Genomic DNA, 19,338 nt, shown 5'->3' with positions numbered 1-19,338 from the left:
GGTGCGTGTAAGAGAAAACTGCCAAAAGCGTCTCTGCTTTTTTATCCTGGATAAAGACTGACAAGGGAAGGCGCATGACAACTAATCGGGATAAAGAGATCAAAATAGCTGTTGTTGGAGATGTTCATTATGCTTGGGAAGCGGAAGATGAGGTTGCTTTAAGCCGCTTGGGTGTGGATTTGGTATTGTTTGTGGGGGATTTTGGGAATGAATCGGTGGAGGTCGTGAGAGCGATCGCATCTCTAGATATTCCCAAGGCGGCGATTTTAGGGAATCACGATGCTTGGTACAGTGCATCTGAGTGGGGTCGCAAGCAGTGTCCCTACGATCGCGAGAAAGAAGACAGAGTGCAGCAACAGTTGGATTTGCTGGGTGCGTGTCATGTGGGTTATGGCAAATTGGACTTCCCAGAATTGAATTTAAGCGTGGTGGGAAGTCGTCCGTTTAGCTGGGGTGGAGAGGTTTGGAAAAATAGTGATTTTTACCAAAAGCGGTTCGGTGTCAAGAATTTTGATGAATCGACAGCAAGAATTGTGGCGGCGGCGCAGAGTGCTACTTATGAGACGATAATATTTTTGGGGCACAATGGGCCGTTAGGTTTGGGCGATCGCGCTAGCGATCCTTGCGGGAAGGATTGGGAACCGATTGGCGGAGATTATGGAGATGTGGATTTTCAAAGCGCGATCGCCCAGTCTCGCGATAGCGGTAAAATAATTCCCCTTGTGACCTTTGGACATATGCACCACTGGCTGCGCCACAGCGATTTGCCACGAAGGGCTATCCATGTGGCTGAAGGTACAGTTTACTTGAATGCAGCGAGCGTACCCAGGATTATGCAAGAGGAGAGCGATCGCCTGCGTAACTTCTCTATTGTCTCTTTACAAGCTGGTGTCGTCTCTGAAATATCTCTGGTTTGGCTTGGCAAAGACTACGCTGTAGCATCCAAAGAGATTCTTTACCGTCGTACTGAGTCAGTAATAAAACCTTTTGCCAGCTAGTATTAACAAGTCGCACCACCCTTGGTATGATGTAAATACAGACCTGGAGAGGTGGCAGAGTGGTCGATTGCGCTCGACTTGAAATCGAGTGAACCGAAAGGTTCCGAGAGTTCGAATCCCTCCCTCTCCGTTTATTCAATTACACATCGGTTGTGGGGATAAAAATTAGCTTCACCCGATTTCAATTATCTGTTTCCCCACAAATAATGCTGGAGGATGCCTGGATCTGATTGCTCATGCTCCCCTCCACTCGAACAACGTTAGTTGCCCTGGTTCCCAGGCTCAACTGCCAACGCAGGCGATCGTTGCTGTCTTGCAACAGGCTCCTTGGGCGTAGTTTTATCCTGTCTTCGGGCGACTCCCGATACAGCATCTAAATTGATTCCAATTCGAGCTAAGTCGCGATTAAGGATGGCTTTTGCAGCATATATGCGATCGCGGCATTCTTCAGAGCTAACTCTGGGGTTAACTTTTTGCAAGAAAACACCTGACCTTTGGGAGCAAAGCTTGACTTCGCTTTGTATTTAGAAAGCGAGCGTTATTATTGACTTATATATGCTTAAAAAGTATAAATTGCCAATAATAATTATATTTATATTATCTAATAACAAATGCTATTAAATAAATCAATTTGCCTATTATTTTAGAGACAATAAACGCCAAAGACTAATAAAAATATAAGTATAATTATCAAATAAATTTATTAAATTTATCAGAGTTATCTTAAAGTATGAGGCAAACCCAACATCCATGTTTTGCCTCACTCTGTAAAAAGCTAATCGGTAGTTAGAGGATTTTCAGTTTCAAAGGAAGTGCCTGCGGAATACGCTATCGGTGACAACGACAACATAAAATAAGAATTCAATATTATTCATTGCAAATAAAGCCGCGATTGTGAAGCTATTCGTTTACCACACACCCGAACTCACTCCTACCGACAGCGTGCCAGACTGCGCGATCGCTATCGATGTCCTCCGTGCCACCACTACCATTGCCACCGCACTCCACGCTGGTGCTGAGGCTGTGCAAGCCTTCAGCGATATGGAAAAATTAATGCAAGTGAGCGAGGAGTGGCCTGCCGAAAAACGCCTTCGCGCTGGCGAACGTGGCGGTGCAAAAGTTGCTGGCTGCGATTTGGGTAACTCTCCCCTCGATTGCACCCCAGAATTAATGCAGGGACGCCGCCTGTTCATCAGCACCACAAATGGCACTCGCGCCTTACAATGCGTGCAAGCTGCGCCAACTGTTCTGGCTGGTGCGTTTATCAATCGTCAGGCTGTCGTGCAGTATGTTCTGACTCAGAAGCCAGAGACGGTGTGGCTTGTCGGTTCGGGTTGGGAAGGAAGTTACTCTTTAGAGGATACCGCTTGTGCAGGAGCGATCGCCCACAGTCTCCTTAGTGGAAGTAACATCCCACTAGATGAATTAGCTGGTAACGATGAAGTCATAGCTGCGATCGCGCTTTTCTCCCAATGGCAAGACAAATTATTAGATCTCTTCCACTACGCCAGTCACGGCAAACGGCTGTTGCGCCTTAACTGTCACGAAGACCTGAAATATTGCTCAAAACCAGATATTTTAGATGTCCTACCGATTCAGCGCGAACCAGGCGTTTTAGTTAAAAATAGCTAATAAGCTTGAAATATTGTCATCCCTCTTAATTTCCCAAATTGAGAAATTCATCGAGGGATTCAGCTATTTTTGATAGTTGGCTAGCGATCGCTCTATAGAAATCCGACAGCGGATTTGTCAGAGAAGGCGAATCGTTGGAACCGCGTCAGTGTAGCGTTAGCCGTTAGCGCACAAGAAAGATCCCAAGCGAGAGTTTACAGGTTTTAGGATGGTTCTATGACTTGCATTAGTGCTTTTAGATGTAAGGTTGGTAAGTTTTTCCTATTTCTAAAAGCACTACAAGCTTAGGACGAAAATTGTGTTAAACGCTCTATAAAACACCCGGCAATGCGGCTGGCGGCTCCTGGTTCTCCCATACGACGGCGACCATTTTCAGCAATTAGCTGTAATCTATCTGGATCGCGCAGTATAAATTTCACGACATCGCCAACTTTGGCTGGTCGCTCTACTAAAATTAGCGATGGGCCTAGCAGCCGTGTTTGAGCTTCAGCAAAAGTTGGGTTAAACTGAGGGCCATTACCAGGAATAGCGATCGCTGGTTTCCCCAATCCTACAAACTGTTCTGTTGCTGTTCCCGCCATTGCGATCGCCAAGTCTCCCTTGTTCAAGCACTCGCTATAAGCATTCTGGCTCAAAATCAACGTCGCCTTTTGTTGGACTAAGGTAATAGCATCTGGATCGGAAATATGCTGTTGTACAGAGGGCGATTTTCTAACTTCCTGGGATGAATTATCGCTATCTTTTATATCTCCAACCTCGCTAATTCCTATTTTTGCCTCAACTTCCTGCTTGGGCTGCCGCCAGCCGAGAGATTCGCAAATTAGACGCAATTCGTCTAAGTTTAACCCAGGGGCGATCGCTCCCAACAAAACTAACGATCTGTCGCGAAAAGCATCCATCAACCCGCTACAAGCTAACAATATTTTCTCCCAATTCTCGTAAGCTTCAGGTGGTCTAGAACCGGGGAGCAGAGTAACAACAAGCGATCGCGCTTGTTCTTTTAATTCCGCATTTGGATCGTAAAAAATAGGGGCTGTATTCTCAGGCTGAATACCATCCATCATCGGGTTTCCCAAATCGAAAGCACGGATAGACATCTTCTGTAGAGTTTCCGTCGTCAGCGTGTCTCTAGGAAAAACTGCAACGCAACGGCGCGGACGCATCAACCAACGCTCCCAAGGCAAATAAACAGAGCCAGACCAACCCTCCCAGCGATTCGCCCTTGTTCGACGCGGTAGCTGCCCGGCTTCATCTTTTAAATAGTATTCCGATTTTGCTGTACCTACGAATGCGTAGGGAAGTCCGCTTAACCAGGCAAACAATAGCGGTACTATATCTCCCACTGCCAAAATTGCTCCACCTGTCTTCGCCCAATCGCGGATGGCTCGGTGCTGCGCCAGCGTCAGTTGCAGCAAACCGCCTTTTACATCCCGCATTAGCTGTCGCCCATCCATATATATGAAGCCGCCGGAGGGCATTGTCCGCACTGAGCCAATTAAGGGGATGTCTAATTGCGTGTAAGCTCGTCCCTCACCTACTAATGGGAGAGCCGCCAGTTCTAGGCTATTTGATTGTTGTTGCAATTCTCGACATATGCGGACAGCGATCGCATCCTCTCCATGTCCGTTGCTCAGGCAAAGTACCCTCATTCACAACCTCCACTTAACAATTTGTTCACGGTTCATTGTTCATTGTTCATCGTTATTGGCGATGGATCGTGAACCATTTACCCTGAACCATCTATTATGCGGGTCATTCTGCGGAACATGAACGACCTTATAACTGTCAAATTTACAAAAGCATAAGATTCTACTGAGTACACAGTAAACTATTTGCCACCACGCTAAATATATAGTGAGGCTTGATTTATGCGTGCCTATTACGTCGCAATTTTAACATTAGCGGCTCTGACGAATGCGGACTTAACACATCAAGCGATCGCCAATACTAACCCAGAACCAATCGCAAGACCAGACGCTCCCGACTATGTTGTTCCTGTTACTACTGCGACACCACAACCAACAGTAGTAATTTCTCCACCAGAAGCGCAACAAAATCCGCAATTTGCAGGAAATACTGGGGCTTCTAAAACTAACACCACCGCCGCACGCCAGAACGTCAAACCAACCGTACCGTCCTCTGGTGCAAATAGAACTGATTTGGTGGTAATGGCAAGCGATGTGCAGGTGGTGGGTGCAAATCAAGAGTTAGAGCAAGTTGTCCTAAAGACGATTAAAACGAAAGCTGGTGGCGGTACAAGTCAAAGCCAACTGCAAGATGATGTAGATGCAATTTTGACTACAGGGTTATTTGCAGATGCTCGCGTCAGCAGCAACAGCAACAACACGGGAGTAAAAGCCGTTTTTGAGGTCAAGCCGTTAGTAGTGCGATCGCTCCAACTTTCAGGCGCACAAGTCCTTACCCCAGCGATCGCTAACAACATCTTCAAATCCCAGCTAGGCTCAAATATCAGCCCAGCCGCCCTAAACCAAGCAGTCCAACAAATCAACAAGTGGTATGCCGACAATGGTTATGCCTTAGCACAAGTTTTGGTACTGCGTCCCAATCCCGATGGAGTCGTCACCTTAGACGTAGCAGAAGGAGTAGTTGGCGATGTCAACATTCGCTTTCTTGACAAAGATGGCAAGCCAACCAAAGGGCGTACCAAAGAAGATTTTCTAACTAGCCAGTTAAAAGTAAAACCCGGTCAAGTATTCCGCGTAGAGACTGCGCGGCAAGACTTGCAGCAGTTGTATCAAACCGGGCTAGTTGAAAAAGCTGATGTGGCACTCAATGGCGATTCTAGAAAAGTTGCAGTTTCCTACGATGTAGTTGAGCGTCCAGCGAGATCCGTTAATGCCGGAGGCGGCTACAGCGAGGATAGCGGCTTGTTTGCTACCGCCAGCTATAAAGACCAGAATGTGGGCGGCGAAGGTAAACAAGTAGCAGCGAACGTCCAAATGAGTGGCAGCGACCTCCAGTTTGACGGCAAATTTGCCAACCCGTATCGAGCCAGCGAACCAGATAGGTTGGGCTATACAATCAATGCCTTTAGACGTAGGGAACTTTCTCAGACATTTAACGAAGATGTAAATTTGCCCAACGGCAGCCAAGCAAGGGAAGGTAGGATTGGCGGTGGTATAGCCTTCAACCGACCAGTGGGTGATTGGCAGGGTGAGGTAGGGTTGAACTACACCAGGACAACCATACGCGATCGCAATGGTAAAATTTCCACCACTGATGAATCAGGCAACTCCCTCTCCTACAGCGGTACTGGTATTGACGACAAAGTTGCCGTAACTGCTGGCATCACCAGAGACAAGCGAGATAATCCCTTCAACCCCAGCCAAGGCAGCGTAGCCAGCCTCAGCACCGAACAAACCATTCCCGTTGGTAATGGCAATATTTTGATGAACAAAGTTCAAGCAAACTACAGCCAGTACGTCCCAGTGGGAATATTGAACAACAGCAACAAAGAAAACAAAGAAGTATTAGCCTTTAACGTCCAAGGAGGCACCACGCTTGGCAATTTACCACCCTACGAAGCCTTTAACTTGGGCGGTCAGAACTCCGTGCGAGGCTACGGCACCGGTGAAGTTGCCAGCGCCCGCAGTTATGTATTGGCCAGTGCCGAATATCGCTTCCCACTTTTAAATCCTGTAGGTGGCGTCCTATTCGCTGACTTTGGTAGCGATTTAGGCTCTAGCGATACCGTACCGGGACAACCAGGAGTAGTCCGCGACAAACCAGGGAGCGGTTTTGGTTACGGTGCCGGATTGCGCGTCAACTCTCCGCTGGGCATACTTAGGGCTGACTTAGGCTTCAGCAACCAGGGCGAAAGCAAATTGCAATTTGGCATCGGTCAGCGATTCTAATATTGTCATATGTCATTTGTCATTGGTAAATACCACGCGCACAATGGACAATGAACCAAAGACAAAGGACGACTGACATGACTGCTTTAGTCGGCAAAACTTTGCAGGGTGGTAAATATACTCTGGAACGAGAACTGGGACGGGGTGGCTTTGGCGTCACGTTTAAAGCTACTCACAATTATGTGGATCAGCCCGTAGTTATTAAAACCCTAAATGAGGCTGTGCTAAACCATCCCGAATTTAAACAGTTCCAGGGTCAGTTTCAGAATGAAGCGCGACGGCTGGCGTTGTGCGTTCACCCTAATATCGTCCGACTTACCGACTTCTTTTTGGAAGGGACGATACCTTATATGGTCATGGATTATATCCCTGGCCAAACTTTGCAAAATATTGTCTTTCCCGATCGTCCTCTGCCAGAAGCAACTGCAATCTACTACATCCGGCAAATTGGCACTGCGTTAAAGGTTGTACACGATAAGGGTTTGCTGCATCGCGATATCAAGCCTAGCAATATTATGCTGCGCGAAGGTAGCCACGAGGTAGTGCTGATTGACTTTGGAATTGCGCGGGAGTTTACTCCGGGGGTAACCCAGACACATACGAGTATTGTTTCTCTGGGATATGCACCGATTGAACAGTATTTGGATAAGGTAAAGCGCACCCCAGCAACAGATGTTTACGGTCTGGCAGCAACGCTTTATGCTTTATTGACGGCGCGAGTACCAACTCCTGCGGTGTTGAGAGATAGGCAACCTTTGGTTGCACCGCGCGAGGTGCAACCCCAACTGAGTGCTGCTGTGAATGAGGCGGTGATGCGGGGTATGGCAATCGAGGCGTGCCATCGTCCTGCTAGTGTTGATGAATGGCTGTCTCTTTTACACGATTTGCAGCTAGATATTCCGACTGCTCCCCCACTTGGCTTTAATGTATTAGCGTCTAAAGATGGGCAAGGGTTGCAACCAAAGCGGGAATACTTTACTTCTAAGTTGTTGCGCGATCGCCGTTTTTTGCTTGGAGGTGCGGCTGTTATGGCTACAGGTGTGGCGATCGCTCTAAGTACTGTTTTGCATCCAACCCCCCAACGCTCATCTCCTCCGGCGGGGGGGAAAGTTAATCAATCACCACCAAAAAGTAGCCCTACTCTAGAGAAAGTTAAGGTTGTTCCACCGTCTCCTTCAGCGTCGCCTGTCGCGTCACCTGCTGAAAAATCGGTTGAAAAACCATTACGCAAAACTTCTCAACCTTTGCGGCGGCGGGTTGTCGAGCAGCAATCTGTTACTCGTCCGGAGGAGTCACCGCGTCCGGTGAGAAGGCGGCGATCGCGTCGCACTCAAGAACCCTCATCGTCGCCAGTCAGAAATATTCCCCCATCTCCGGCGGCGATTGCATCGCCTGAACCCACTACTGTAGAAAATCCCCCATCTCCGGCGGCGATTGAGTCGCCTGAACCCACTACTGTAGAAAAGCCGCCATTACCTCCTAGCGATCGCAAGTCGCCTGCTCTTGAGCCATCGTCTCCACCCGATATTTCCCCTCCCTCTAGTTCAGCACCACAAGGCGATCGCAACCCGCCTGCTCGTGATGGAGATAGTTCAGCACCACAAGGCGATCGCAAGCCACCAGTCCAAGAGCAAGTCTCTCCACGGGATACATCCCCTGAACCTAGTTCAGTTAGCCAGCCAGTTGGAAGAAGCGATCGCCCTCTATCTAAACCTGATAAGGACAATCAACCCATTCCACAGCAGGACGTTCAGCCTACCGACGAGAATAAATAGTTATCTTTGGAGCGATCGCAGTAGATATTGTATTAGTTTGGCGAGTCCTCTAAGTTTATATACTTATTGCTTAAGATTTCATCCTTGTGATATATCTGACAGCTTGACGAGCCAAAATTAATTGACTACTATAAATATATAGCGCGGGCCTGCAATGGTTTCGACGTGTTGGCGAACGTTACTCTGTGATTCAGGTCGAGAGTGAGTCTTCTCTCGTAAATACAAGGTTCAAAAACAATAAGTGCAAACAACATTGTACCTTTTGCTCGTAAAGCAGCTCCTGTAGCTGTCTAAAAACCTCTAACAGGTTCGAGCGTTTGTAGTCTGACTCCGTTAAAGGCTATAGACAACCCCCAACGGACGCTCTAGTAAGTTTTCTCTGGTAGACTTGCTAGCTAAGAACTCACCAAAGAATCCCACCGTCCGGGATAAGGGACGGTTCCCGCCCAGAGGGTTAGATGGGATAAACCTGTGAACGAGCGGGGTGCTAATACCCAGCAGGGACGGCAGTTCGATTCTGCCCAGGTCCACTAAAATAAAAAATTTTCAATCCACCTTACAGCTAACTGTAAGGTGGATTTTGGTTTTTTAGGGCAAAAAATCAGCAGAACTGTTGGAAAAAAAGAGCGATCGCTTGCTGCGTGTAAGTTTTACATACTTCTTGTTGTATTCAAGGTTGTGCCTATAGAACCCATTTGAGATCTATTCATTCGCCAGCCTTTTGAGCATGAGTCGGATGAAACACAGATTGAGCTTGGCAGTGGCATGACTCAAGGTTCTCTCAAAGTTTTTGACTAAACTTTTACAACGTTCCATCCAAGCATTTGACCGCTCAATCACCCATCGAGTTGCCACAGGGACAAATCCCGTTTTTCCTTGTGCCGCTTTTTCGGCTTTTGTGGGCTTGGGTGCCAGTTCAAACCGGATCTTGGTCATGATTTGGGGATAAAGTTTTTGCAAGGCGGCGGTAATTGTCTCTGGGTGATAGCCATTGTCCAGCAAGATGGTGATATAAGAGGATGTTGACAGGCTTGGCGCGAAAATAATCGAGGTTGTGACTCAACATTTCGATCAAGCCCTGGTCATCGGATATATTGGCTTTAGTGCAGTGGGTGAAAAATGGAAAGCCCAACGTATCCACAGCAAGATGTCGCGCAGATGCCATTAGTACATTTGTAAAAGCTTTTATCCTTTGGACTCGATATTCGCATTGCAGGTATTCTTTACCGCTTGGGAATCGATCATTAGCAACGTTGTCCACTTAGCTTTTTTTTCACTTGTTCACGCACTTGTCCATGTAACAGGTTCATCAGGGCCAGAAAAGCTCCTGCTTGCCGCCACTGTTTATAGTGCCAATAAACGGTGGAGTAGGGCGGTAAATCTTTCGGCAAATCTTGCCAATTGCAGCCATTCTTGAGTTGATAGAAGATGCCATCCAAGATCTCTCGTTTCGTCCAGTTACAAGGTCTCGTCTGCTTCTTCATCGGCAATATCTGGAGCAGTAGGGGTTCAAGAATTTCCCATTCTTGGTCTGTGAGGCTGCTGGAGTAAGGCATATTCGGTGGGATAAGGCTTTGGCGCTACTTTAATGGCACATAGTCAAAGATGTCAAATGGGTTCTATAAACGCCAGAGTATACGGCGCAACTTATTCCTTAAGATAGGTGCAACTTTACTTAACTTTCCCTTAAGTTAACCTTAACCAAAAATTAATTAACTCGAAGCTTCACCTGATTGCTATTTGTCAAAACAAAAAGTTTCGCTGCAATGTTAGGTGAATTTTTTAGCAAAGAGGGAGAAGGCAATGAGGAAAAAAAACGCTACTTCGGTAAAACAATCTAGCCAGGAACTAGGTGAAGAATATAATTCGCAATCAGTTTCTGCTAAAGCGTTCAGTGAGTTGGAAGTTAATCTTGCCCCTAGAAAAACTCTGCGGTTTTTGGTTGTTTTAGTATTAGGTTTGTGTCTTATTAGCACTTTGGGACAGTACAGCCTCTACTTTCTACCTGACTATCCCTTAAAAGGCACATTTATAAGATTGTTCTACATAGATGCAGAGAACAATATTCCTAGCCTCTACTCTGCATGTGCGTTAATATTTTGTGCCATTCTTCTGGCAACCATCACCTATATTAAGAAATTAGCTCATCACCGCTACGTCCGCCACTGGGCATCTTTATCGATAATTTTTCTATATTTAGCCTTCGATGAAGCATTTGTCCTTCACGAGGAATTGATGGAACCGCTGCGAAATAAACTGAATGTTGGCGGTTTACTTTATTTTGCTTGGGTTATTCCTGGTGCCATTTTCGTAGGCGCTTGCTTGCTAGCATATCTGAAATTTCTCTTTGATCTGCCTGCCAAGACACGGGGTATGTTTCTTATTGCCGGAACTCTTTATGTTGGTGGTGCTATGGGTATGGAACTTTTGGGTGGTTACCATACAGAGCTATACGGCCTCGAAAATATGACATATGTTTTAATAACAACTTTTGAAGAGTTGTTGGAGATGCTAGGTATTGCCGTCTTTATTTACGCGCTGCTTTCTTATATAAGTTCCTACATGAAAGGTGTACTCTGGAAATTACAAATCGTTGAAGACAGCGAGGCAAGGAAGCAGAAGCTAAACGGCTACCCTAAAAGTGCAACTGTTGGGGTGACACCCCCCAGGGAAGCCTAAGATTTGCTTGCGATCGCTCTATGTTGCAAACAGCTAAAACTTGTTAGATTGCCCCTCACAAAAAATTTTTCAAGTGCAAGCAGACACACCTGCATATCTGGATTTCCCTAGCTGTTTGACGATTGATCTGGGCGCAGATAGGCAAAAGCATTTAAAGCTGGAGCTTAATATTCTAGAGGTGCCTAGCACATCTCTTCATATGCTGGTACTTCAAGACTTCAAGCGCGATATGTGACTTTATCACATATCGCGCAATTTTTATTATCCCTACCTGGGAACTTTTCCCGCTCTCCGTGAAACTACAGAGATGGGCGCAGCCCGTACTAGAGATTCGGTAATTCTCACCAAGCAACTTTGTCTCCACTTTTGGCAAAGTTATAGAAGCAGACAAGAAATCAGCACTAAGCGCGATTACAGTCTCTCCCACAACTGCTACATACTATTTAATCCTATGGCTCCCAAACACAGCAATATTAAGTTCCCCTTCTGGCAGTTCCTTAACCAGCCTGTCTTTAGTCGCACTAACAAAGTTATACTAAATCCGCGTCGCTTCTGGTATCTCTACACAATTACACTGCTAGAACGCTGCTTGGCTAAAGAGTGCGACTCAAAGCGTCGTCAGCGTTAATAAATTAAGTAGAAAGGGGATTATCGATTACAGTCTCTCCCACAACTGCTACATACTATTTAATCCTATGGCTCCCAAACACAACAATATTAAGTTCCCCTTCTGGCAGTTCCTTGACCAGCCCGTCTTTAGTCGCACCAACAAAGTTATACTGAATCCGCGTCGCTTCTGGTATCTCTACACAATTACACTGCTGGAACGCTGCTTGGCTAAAGAGTGCGCCTCAAAACATCGTAATCCTTAATAAATAAGTAGAAAGGGGGTTATTTGGATGGACGACAGTTTCAGTATCGTCATAGCCCAAACTCAAAGCTACTTAGCCCCCCATGAGGCTAGTCTATTCCAGAAAGTTACTGCTGTAGTACTTCAAACATCTGCCAATCTAACAAACATGGCGCTCGCTGGGCTTATGAGTGCTAAGTTCAATCATGCCGCGAACTTAGCACGTATAGTCCTCAAACCCACACTTGCGATCGCATACCAGGATTATATAGTAGCCCTAAAATATCCGCTCGCTATATAACCTAAACTTAACCAGATAAAACAGGTATTTTCCGGATTGTATAAAAATTAGCCGATCGCTGTTTATTTTTAGGTTTACCCTAACCCATCTGCATTTCAAAAAATTATAAAAAATAAGACTTTAGAGATATTTTCCTTAAAAATAGCTTATATCTAACAAACTAAATTAAATTAGCGATCGTATAATTAGCTTGTAGCTTGTACTATCAAGCTAAAAATCATATTTTAAGATACAGAGGCTACGTGGTAACAGCCTGTGTGCATCTATAGGAAAATCTCTGCAAAGCTAAAGCATTAAAACAATTAATGAATTTTGGCAGATAAATCAGGCTGCGGCTGCTGGTGACGACTGGGTGCAGTTGCACAAAAAGTAAAAAGCTATGAGAGCGATCGCTCTACTTAAAGGGTAACTACGGTTACTGCCTTCGCATTTGTTTGACCTTTAACAAGCCTCCAAGCGTCCGTCTTATGTGAAGATTCTCCCTCATCAAGGGCAAGAACATATAGCTTTTTGGTTCTTTCAGCCTAACCAGTCTGATAAGCTAACCATCCGGAATTAGCGTCAACGTGTAGAAATGATAAGTGAGATACCCCGACACTCCAGTCCATTGAGGACTATTCGCCACCCCAGGCGCGATTGAAGTGTAGGGGATTTAGTTGCACCCACTCAGCAATTCTTTGCACTCAGTTAATGTAGTTCTGTTTCGATCAACCACAAAGACAAGAAAACTCATGGGATTACAATCTACATACAACTTCACTGTTGCTGGAAGCACAACGGTTGAAATTACCAAGGAAAAACTGGGGTCTCTCCTGAGTCAAATAGAAGCGGAACTGCATAGCAGTGAAGTTTACAGCCGTGCTTTGGCTGGGTTGCAGACAATGCTGGGGGAAGCAGCGGGGAGTGCCCAGCTTTTGATCAAAGCAGTAGGACAAGAAGCCATCAAGCTTGCATTTCATCAGTTTGCTAGACAATCAATGGTTGTCCCAGTTGCACCCCTCGAAAATGATGCCCACCAACAACAGCCAACAGAAGGCGAAATGCTTAATCCGATGCGGGAGAAACAAGATTCTTCCCTATCGGCTGACTTGGCACTAACAGAGCCTATTCAAGACAATCGACAGTTTAATGGTGTCCAAGATGCCCCAACGAATTCCTCTGATGCCCTCAAACCACAGATGTTAACCAGTACACCTCTTGTTTTTCCCAAACTTAGTAAAAAACTCTCTAAGGCTGAAATAGCAGCGCAAAAGTATGCCCAAGAGCGCGAGGAGGCTATTCGTTACATCGGCCAGCAACTACAGCAGGCGCGAATTGCACGATCGCTCTCTGTGCGTCAACTTTACAATAAAACCCTAGTGCAGACCCATCACATAGAAGCTTTGGAAACAGGCTGCGTTGATAAACTGCCAGAAGATATATATATCAAAGGTTTTATTCGTCGTATTGGGTATGTATTAGGTTTAGATGGTGCTGCTATGGCAGATGCTTTACCCGCACCCGATCCGAACAAGTCCATACTGCCATCTTGGTATCGCTCGACAGCGCCATCATTAGGGGGAATTGCCCTAAGCCCAGTTCATTTGTATGTTGGCTATGCTGCCTTGGTGGCTGGAGCGGTAGGAGGACTCGCGTTGATGTCTAACCAATCAGCTTCGGACGGAGCGATTGATGCCCACGCTCCTACTACCTCGGATTCATCAGTTTCTAAGCGCGATGCCCAAACATACGGTAAACCAGGGTTAAAGGCTAGCAAGGCGGGTGTAAAAGCTGGCTCGGATATTGCTCCACCCGAATCGTTTTAGCAACTAGATAATGGCGAAGCATTCCAGTAGACCTTAGAAAGGAAAACAAAAAATTTATTTTTTGTTTTTACTTACCGATGCCTCTAGCTAACAACGAGGTTATCTCTGTGGACTATGGTTTCCGCTCCTTCATAGCCCAAAATGGTGGGAATTTCTGCCGAGTGGTGGCCGCGAATCAGTTGTAATTCGCTGCTGCTGTAGTTTACGATTCCTCGGGCAACTTCACGACCTGCGATGTCGCACAACCCGACAGCATCTGAAGCTTGGAATTCGCCTTCGACTTTAGCAATCCCTGCTGCTAAAAGGGACTTTCCAGCAAAGCAAATAGCAGCGATCGCTCCATTATCTAAATATAATTTCCCCGCCGGGACTAATCCATGAGCAATCCAGCGCTTGCGGGCATTGTCGGTGCGGGGTTGCGGTTCAAACTGGGTGCCTATGGGTTCTCCCTGTAAAATTTTCTCGATATTACTAGGAAGCCGTCCGTTGGCGATCGCCGTTCTTACCCCAGCGCTGGTGGCAATACGTGCAGCAGTAATTTTTGTTACCATGCCGCCCGTACCCCATTGAGAGCCGCGATCGCCAGTTTTCACCTGTAACTCTTCGAGTTCTTCCATACGGTTCACCAGTGAAATTGGCTGAGCATCTGGAAAAGAGCGCGGATCGGCTGAATAAAGCCTATCCACATCAGTTAATAAAAACAGCCAATCTGCCTCTATCAAGCTTGCTACTAGAGCTGAGAGTGTATCATTATCCCCAAACTTCAGCTCCTCTACTGCGACCGTATCATTTTCGTTCACAATTGGTATCACTCCAAGCCGCAGTAATTCCTTAAAAGTGTTGTAGGCATTAACATAGCTGGTGCGTTCTCCAAAAGTACTGCGCGTCAAAAGAACCTGAGCAATTGGTTGTTGAAGGGTCGTAAACATATCGTCATAAACCCGCATTAAACGTCCCTGGCCCACCGCGGCAACTGCTTGCTTCAGCGCCATCGTCCGGGGACGCTCGGTTAAACCCAGCCTCGCGCAGCCAACGCCCACTGCACCCGACGTAACCAATACGACACCGCATCCCTGACGGCGGAGATTAGTGAGGGTTTCAACTAAAGCTGCAATTGTTGAGAGAGCCAGTGTACCGTCTGCTTTTGTGAGACTAGAAGTACCAATTTTTACAACAATTGTTGATTGATTATTGTTCACTGTTGACTGTTGTTTGTGGGTTATTAAGGGTAAATTGTCAACTGCGAACTGTCAACGTCAACAGTCAACGTTGGCTTGGATTTTAATATTTTTAACCCTTGCCAGATTTTCTCTAAAGTGACTTTAGATAAGCATTTAATTGAGCCAGCAGTTCATACCACTATTGAATTAAGGCTGTTTATAGAAGAACTTAATTATTTCTAGGATGGGTAGAGCGCGAGCAGACCCCATCAAACCTTTTATTAATGTTGGGTTTCGTACCTCAAACGCCACGTCGCCAGGGCGAGGGTTCCCAACCTACAAGATGACAGGAGTTAATTCAGTTCTCCTACTTAGGAGATTGTTCGCGCAACCAATTCTCAGTCAATTGCTTGTTTCGTTTATATATCGCCTAGCGATATTAACAAAACCTATCATCACCAAACAGCCTATATGTCAATAACTACTCATCACACGATAGATAGTTTTCAGCAAATTTTCTGCCGTAAATGGTTTTGGCAAGACTGCTTGTGCGTTAACCGTACTAGCCTCAGCCATCTGCCCGCCTAACGTCAATCCGCTAGCGGCAATAATTTTAACCTTGGGGTCTAGTTTTCGCAAGGCTCGAATTGTTGCTGGCCCGTCCATAATTGGCATCTTCATATCGACGATCGCCACATGAACTTTTACTTGCTGCTGAACGTAAAGCGCGATCGCCTCGGAACCATCATCGGCTGTTATCACCTTATATCCAAATGTTTCCAGGGTTTGTTTAGCGATATCCCTAATAGAGGCTTCATCATCGATCACCATAACCAATTCTCCGCCTCCGGAGGGCATATCGTCATGTTCTATTTCTATGTCCTCTAGTTCAATTTTCGTATCTGCTGGCAGATAAACTTTAAAGCTGGTGCCCTTACCCACGTCACTGTAAACATTGATAAAACCACCGTGACTCCTGACAATGCCCAATATAGTTGAGAGTCCCAAACCAGTGCCTTGGCCAACAGGTTTTGTGGTAAAAAATGGTTCAAAAATTTTATCGATGATAGCAGGAGGAATCCCCATGCCTGTATCCGTCACTGTGAGCAACACGTAAATACCTGGTTTTGCTTCCAGGTGCATTCGCGCATAATTTTCATCTAGACGCACGTTTTCAGCCCTAATCAGCAGCTTTCCCCCGTTGGGCATCGCATCGCGAGCATTAACGCACAAATTTAACAGCACCTGTTGCAATTGCGTTGCGTCTCCCAAGATTACCCAAGGCGTTACTGGGATCTCTACCCGAATATCAATATATTTGGGAAACGTTTCCTGAGCCATGTGTGCAATTTCTCGCACCAGATGCTTTACTTGAAGCTCTGCATGTCTCCCTTCCAAACCTCTAGCAAAAGCCAGAACTTGCCTGACAATATCTGCCCCGCGCTTAGTACTTGCTTCTAGTGTTGCTAGCACCTTTTGGCTTTCGGGGTCAGGAAGTTTCATTTTTATGATTTCCAACCCCATCAAAATCGGCGCCAGCACATTGTTGAGATCGTGGGCAATTCCCCCTGCTAGCGTGCCAATGCTTTCAAGGCGCTGCGTGCGGAGAAATTGGATCTCCAGCTTCTTTTTCTCTGTAATGTCTGTATTCACTACGAGAACAGATTTTGGTTGTCCCGAACCATCGCGCATCAGCCTCCAGCGACTTTCGACGATGATTTCTTCACCTTCTTTAGTTACTTGATCTAACTCACCCTGCCACTCTCCTTTCCGTGTAAGCAGCGAGGGGTGAGGGGTTAGGTGTAATGTGGCTGTAGGATCGGCAAATAGCAGTTCCGCAGCTTTTTTCCCTATTACTTCCTGAGATGTCCAACCATACAAGCGTTCGGCGCTTTTATTCCAAAAGCAGATGCGGTCTTCTAAGTCTTGGACAATAATCGCATCTTGGGCAACATCTAGTAAGGCTGCTTGTTCTCTAATTTGCTCTTGAGCTACAATACGCTCTTGCCTGACTTTTGCCTCGCGTAACTCCCGTTCTACAGCAGGGACTAGCCGCGCCAAATTGTCTTTATTCATGTAGTCGTGAGCGCCTGCTTTCATTGCTCCTACGGCTACATCTTCGCCAATAGTCCCTGAGACGATAATGAACGGCAGGTCAAGTTGCTTTTGTTGCAATACTTGTAAGGCTGAAATGCCGCTAAACTGAGGCATAGCGTAATCAGCAATAACGATTTCCCATTGTTCGCGATCGAGCGCCTCGCTCATAGCAGCAGCTGTGTCTACACGTTCGTAGACAGGATCGTAGTTGCCGCGTCGCAGTTCGCGGGTGAGCAACATTGCATCGTCTTCTGAGTCTTCGACTAATAATAACCGCAGCGGTATACGCATCTAATTTCTCCTTGTTTTAGATGGCTGTTGGTTTAAATTCAGCCAGTACAGACCCAGGTTATTGACAGTTTCATTTAATTCAATGAAATATACTTTTTTACCTATATAACTGTTGCAGCCTGAGTTGTAGGTATCGTTGGGTTTTAGCTCCTCAAAAGATGAGGTGAGGATTGCTAGGGGGAGTGGTTTTGCGCGATCGCTGTCTCTGAGGCAGCGCAATACTTGCACTCCATCGATTTTAGGCAGTTTTAGGTCTGATACTATAAGTTGTGGCATGAGGCTGCGATCGCTAGTGCTATAAGCTCCCATTGTAAATAAATAATCTAGCGCTTCTACTCCCTCGCGAGCCACCCTAACTTCTTTTGATATCTCATTCCTTTTAAAGCTACGCAATTTTGATGCTTCTTGTTCAGGATTGCCGCTTACCAATATATTGATTGTATTTTCTAACATCTTTGCGCTCTAACCATGAAATTTAGGTAAAGTCTGAATAAAATTTTTACCTTGTTTCACAAACCCTTGGTATATATCGTATACATATGGGCATTATGACAGAATCAAGAGTTTGTGGGCGGCGCGATCGCCTTTAGCCGTAGCATTTTTGTAATAAATATTTTCTTTATATTTTCTCCTGCCGAACTGACTTATAAAGTTTCTCTAAATTTGGCTGAAATCTGTATCCAGCAATACTTATTCTTAGAAGCTGTATATATTGTGCTGGAGAAAATTTGCAATAAACAAATTTATTGAATTAAGACTTAGCTATGCTGTGTCTTTTGCAGCATCGTGAAGGCGCTATTTTTCTTAAATTAGGGAAAATTACTAAAACAGCAATATCAATATATTTTGCTTCCAGTTCGCTGTGACTCTCAAGAGATTAACCCTCATACTTTCTAGCACTTTATTAATAATCCAGAGGGCTAAAAATGGTTGCAAGCGTAGTATCTTGATGTGTATAGAGAGATATTATCCGCAAGTAAGCCATCACCCTGCGGTTTATTCTATCTAGTTAACCCTAGCTTCAGCGATCGCACTAACTTATCCCGCCCGCATCATAGCCTTTTGGGACAATTTTAACAGCTATTTTTTTATAAGCCCACCGATGCCTAGCTAGCTTTATTATTTATCATAATTTATGTCTTATTTTTCTCTTTACAAATTTGCCCTGGCAAATTTTATATTCAATTTTTTAATACTTGTCACCGTTGTTTAAGTTTTATTGCTTTGCCCTAAAGAAACGCCCAAAAATTGAGATAGCCAAACTTCAAAATCCCTTACTGGGTGGGAACGGACGGCAAACGAAGGATCTACCATAGGCTCAACAAGAATAGTAAACATTCCCAGCCGATTGCCTGCTAAAACATCAGTAAACAAGCGATCGCCCACCATTGCTATCTGTTCGATGGGCAGATTCATAGCAGTGGCAGCCTGCCGTAACTTCCGGCGCGAAGGCTTGGCAGCGCCAAGAATATAAGGGACATTCAAGGCATAGGCGATGCTACCAATCCGAGTTGCACTCAGATTATTACTCACGAGGGACACCTCTGCCACCTGTCTAATTTGCTCTACCCACAGCAAAAGTTCTTCAGAAGCTTGGGCTGCTGTGATAGGTACAAGGGTTTCATCAACATCCAACACCAGACCTTTGAGATTATGCTGCTGTAAAATATCGGGTGTCAGAGTTAGAATTGAGTCTCCTAAAATTAAATTAGGAGTCAGGAAGTTTGCCGCCCACATTGTCATTAATTCTTAATTGTTATTTTTAAGGGACAATGGGGAATTCCTCGATTTCAGATTATAGATTTTGCCCCAATCAAAAATCTATCATCGGGATTCCCCATTACCCATTATCCATTCTGCTTAAAGTCAGTTGCC

17 protein-coding genes, 1 tRNA gene and 1 other RNA gene are annotated in these 19,338 nt (G+C 45.6%); 11 read left to right on the top strand and 8 right to left on the bottom strand.

Annotated features, from left to right (window positions below):
• Window positions 1-74: 74 nt before the first annotated feature.
• On the top strand, window positions 75-998 hold the full coding sequence (locus H6F77_RS25700) for a TIGR04168 family protein (RefSeq protein WP_190491766.1): 924 nt from the start codon (window positions 75-77) through the stop codon (window positions 996-998).
• Window positions 999-1,043: 45 nt separating this feature from the next.
• Window positions 1,044-1,128, top strand: a tRNA-Ser gene (locus H6F77_RS25695).
• 130 nt (window positions 1,129-1,258) lie between these two features.
• Here H6F77_RS25695 and H6F77_RS25690 read toward each other — a convergent pair.
• Entirely contained in the window at window positions 1,259-1,477 is a 219-nt protein-coding gene (locus H6F77_RS25690; protein ID WP_190491765.1) for a hypothetical protein, read from the bottom strand.
• A gap of 415 nt (window positions 1,478-1,892) precedes the next feature.
• Between H6F77_RS25690 and H6F77_RS25685 the strand changes: the two genes are divergently transcribed.
• Window positions 1,893-2,630, top strand: a complete 738-nt coding sequence (locus tag H6F77_RS25685; RefSeq protein ID WP_190491764.1) for a 2-phosphosulfolactate phosphatase family protein — start codon at window positions 1,893-1,895, stop codon at window positions 2,628-2,630.
• A 284-nt stretch (window positions 2,631-2,914) separates the two neighbouring features.
• On the opposite strand, the gene H6F77_RS25680 is transcribed toward H6F77_RS25685, so the two are convergent.
• The gene (locus H6F77_RS25680) at window positions 2,915-4,279 is read right to left on the bottom strand and encodes a lipid-A-disaccharide synthase-related protein (protein WP_190491763.1); all 1,365 of its coding nucleotides are present in this window, start codon (window positions 4,277-4,279) and stop codon (window positions 2,915-2,917) included.
• 219 nt (window positions 4,280-4,498) lie between these two features.
• Between H6F77_RS25680 and H6F77_RS25675 the strand changes: the two genes are divergently transcribed.
• The 3 genes from H6F77_RS25675 to ssrA all read left to right on the top strand — a co-directional run bounded on the left by H6F77_RS25675 (window position 4,499) and on the right by ssrA (window position 8,813).
• Entirely contained in the window at window positions 4,499-6,505 is a 2,007-nt protein-coding gene (locus H6F77_RS25675; RefSeq protein ID WP_190491762.1) for a BamA/TamA family outer membrane protein, read from the top strand.
• A 50-nt stretch (window positions 6,506-6,555) separates the two neighbouring features.
• The gene (locus H6F77_RS25670) at window positions 6,556-8,280 is read left to right on the top strand and encodes a serine/threonine protein kinase (protein WP_242022623.1); all 1,725 of its coding nucleotides are present in this window, start codon (window positions 6,556-6,558) and stop codon (window positions 8,278-8,280) included.
• A 145-nt stretch (window positions 8,281-8,425) separates the two neighbouring features.
• Window positions 8,426-8,813: a transfer-messenger RNA gene (gene ssrA / locus H6F77_RS25665) on the top strand.
• Window positions 8,814-8,982: 169 nt separating this feature from the next.
• Here ssrA and H6F77_RS28130 read toward each other — a convergent pair.
• Together H6F77_RS28130 and H6F77_RS25655 are read right to left on the bottom strand one after the other, a co-directional pair.
• Window positions 8,983-9,282 (bottom strand): transposase, encoded by a 300-nt coding sequence (locus H6F77_RS28130; protein ID WP_242022622.1) that lies wholly within the window; start codon window positions 9,280-9,282, stop codon window positions 8,983-8,985.
• A gap of 242 nt (window positions 9,283-9,524) precedes the next feature.
• Window positions 9,525-9,836, bottom strand: coding sequence for a transposase (locus H6F77_RS25655; protein ID WP_190491761.1), 312 nt, complete (start codon window positions 9,834-9,836; stop codon window positions 9,525-9,527).
• A 247-nt stretch (window positions 9,837-10,083) separates the two neighbouring features.
• Between H6F77_RS25655 and H6F77_RS25650 the strand changes: the two genes are divergently transcribed.
• The 5 genes from H6F77_RS25650 to H6F77_RS25630 all read left to right on the top strand — a co-directional run bounded on the left by H6F77_RS25650 (window position 10,084) and on the right by H6F77_RS25630 (window position 13,915).
• Entirely contained in the window at window positions 10,084-10,959 is an 876-nt protein-coding gene (locus H6F77_RS25650) for a DUF8692 domain-containing protein (RefSeq protein WP_190491760.1), read from the top strand.
• Between the two features lie 307 nt (window positions 10,960-11,266).
• Window positions 11,267-11,587 carry a hypothetical protein gene (locus H6F77_RS25645; protein ID WP_190491827.1) on the top strand — a complete coding sequence of 107 codons (321 nt, stop codon included), beginning with the start codon at window positions 11,267-11,269 and terminating at the stop codon, window positions 11,585-11,587.
• A 67-nt stretch (window positions 11,588-11,654) separates the two neighbouring features.
• On the top strand, window positions 11,655-11,831 hold the full coding sequence (locus H6F77_RS25640) for a hypothetical protein (protein ID WP_190491759.1): 177 nt from the start codon (window positions 11,655-11,657) through the stop codon (window positions 11,829-11,831).
• A 27-nt stretch (window positions 11,832-11,858) separates the two neighbouring features.
• Complete coding sequence (locus tag H6F77_RS25635; protein WP_190491758.1) at window positions 11,859-12,110, top strand: hypothetical protein; 252 nt, start codon at window positions 11,859-11,861, stop codon at window positions 12,108-12,110.
• Window positions 12,111-12,841: 731 nt separating this feature from the next.
• The gene (locus H6F77_RS25630) at window positions 12,842-13,915 is read left to right on the top strand and encodes a helix-turn-helix domain-containing protein (RefSeq protein ID WP_190491757.1); all 1,074 of its coding nucleotides are present in this window, start codon (window positions 12,842-12,844) and stop codon (window positions 13,913-13,915) included.
• A gap of 83 nt (window positions 13,916-13,998) precedes the next feature.
• Here H6F77_RS25630 and proB read toward each other — a convergent pair whose 3' ends face one another.
• The 4 genes from proB to H6F77_RS25610 form a co-directional block, all read right to left on the bottom strand.
• The gene (proB, locus tag H6F77_RS25625) at window positions 13,999-15,114 is read right to left on the bottom strand and encodes a glutamate 5-kinase (protein ID WP_190491756.1); all 1,116 of its coding nucleotides are present in this window, start codon (window positions 15,112-15,114) and stop codon (window positions 13,999-14,001) included.
• Between the two features lie 435 nt (window positions 15,115-15,549).
• Entirely contained in the window at window positions 15,550-17,463 is a 1,914-nt protein-coding gene (locus H6F77_RS25620) for a hybrid sensor histidine kinase/response regulator (RefSeq protein ID WP_190491755.1), read from the bottom strand.
• The gene (locus tag H6F77_RS25615) at window positions 17,464-17,916 is read right to left on the bottom strand and encodes a response regulator (protein ID WP_190491754.1); all 453 of its coding nucleotides are present in this window, start codon (window positions 17,914-17,916) and stop codon (window positions 17,464-17,466) included.
• A 756-nt stretch (window positions 17,917-18,672) separates the two neighbouring features.
• Window positions 18,673-19,200 carry a YqeG family HAD IIIA-type phosphatase gene (locus tag H6F77_RS25610; RefSeq protein WP_190491814.1) on the bottom strand — a complete coding sequence of 176 codons (528 nt, stop codon included), beginning with the start codon at window positions 19,198-19,200 and terminating at the stop codon, window positions 18,673-18,675.
• Window positions 19,201-19,338: the final 138 nt, after the last annotated feature.

This window comes from Microcoleus sp. FACHB-831 (assembly GCF_014695585.1).
In the GTDB taxonomy this organism is placed as follows: Bacteria; Cyanobacteriota; Cyanobacteriia; order Cyanobacteriales; family FACHB-T130; genus FACHB-831.
The sequence above is the reverse complement of the archived record's forward strand: the minus strand, read 5'-3'. Positions and strand labels throughout refer to the sequence as shown.

Bases quoted from the DNA above. Each gene is read 5' to 3' on its own strand.
- H6F77_RS25700 (WP_190491766.1), top strand. From the start codon at position 75: ATGACAACTAATCGGGATAAAGAGATCAAAATAGCTGTTGTTGGAGAT.
- H6F77_RS25680 (WP_190491763.1), bottom strand. From the start codon at position 4,279: ATGAGGGTACTTTGCCTGAGCAACGGACATGGAGAGGATGCGATCGCT.
- H6F77_RS25675 (WP_190491762.1), top strand. From the start codon at position 4,499: ATGCGTGCCTATTACGTCGCAATTTTAACATTAGCGGCTCTGACGAAT.
- H6F77_RS25670 (WP_242022623.1), top strand. From the start codon at position 6,556: ATGAACCAAAGACAAAGGACGACTGACATGACTGCTTTAGTCGGCAAA.
- H6F77_RS25655 (WP_190491761.1), bottom strand. From the start codon at position 9,836: ATGCCTTACTCCAGCAGCCTCACAGACCAAGAATGGGAAATTCTTGAA.
- H6F77_RS25650 (WP_190491760.1), top strand. From the start codon at position 10,084: ATGAGGAAAAAAAACGCTACTTCGGTAAAACAATCTAGCCAGGAACTA.
- H6F77_RS25645 (WP_190491827.1), top strand. From the start codon at position 11,267: ATGGGCGCAGCCCGTACTAGAGATTCGGTAATTCTCACCAAGCAACTT.
- H6F77_RS25640 (WP_190491759.1), top strand. From the start codon at position 11,655: ATGGCTCCCAAACACAACAATATTAAGTTCCCCTTCTGGCAGTTCCTT.
- H6F77_RS25635 (WP_190491758.1), top strand. From the start codon at position 11,859: ATGGACGACAGTTTCAGTATCGTCATAGCCCAAACTCAAAGCTACTTA.
- H6F77_RS25630 (WP_190491757.1), top strand. From the start codon at position 12,842: ATGGGATTACAATCTACATACAACTTCACTGTTGCTGGAAGCACAACG.
- H6F77_RS25620 (WP_190491755.1), bottom strand. From the start codon at position 17,463: ATGCGTATACCGCTGCGGTTATTATTAGTCGAAGACTCAGAAGACGAT.
- H6F77_RS25615 (WP_190491754.1), bottom strand. From the start codon at position 17,916: ATGTTAGAAAATACAATCAATATATTGGTAAGCGGCAATCCTGAACAA.
- H6F77_RS25610 (WP_190491814.1), bottom strand. From the start codon at position 19,200: ATGTGGGCGGCAAACTTCCTGACTCCTAATTTAATTTTAGGAGACTCA.